Source organism: Pseudoalteromonas sp. S558, from assembly GCF_005886635.1.
Classification (GTDB): Bacteria; Pseudomonadota; Gammaproteobacteria; order Enterobacterales; family Alteromonadaceae; genus Pseudoalteromonas; species Pseudoalteromonas aliena.
Map to the genome: position 1 here is coordinate 1 of NZ_PNDU01000551.1, position 248 is coordinate 248.

Here is a 248-nt window from a genome sequence, read left to right on the forward strand (position 1 = left end):
ATCGCAAATTATTACTTTTGGTACTATGGCGGCCAAAGCGGTTATACGAGATGTAGGCCGGGTACTTGGTCATCCGTATGGATTTGTTGATCGTAGTTCTAAGCTTATTCCGGGCGATCCGGGAATGACATTAGCCAAAGCGTTTGAAGTTGAACCTCGTTTGCAAGAAGCCTACGACGGCGATGAAGAAGTTAAAGACTTAAACGACATGTGTCGTATTCTTGAGGGTTGTACCCGTAATGCCGGTA

The 248-nt window shown here is 45.6% G+C and carries 1 protein-coding gene; it reads left to right on the plus strand.

Annotation, left to right across the window (positions count from 1 at the left end):
• The coding region (locus CWB66_RS21375) for a hypothetical protein (protein WP_138586996.1) at nucleotides 1-248 on the plus strand (248 nt) is incomplete at both ends.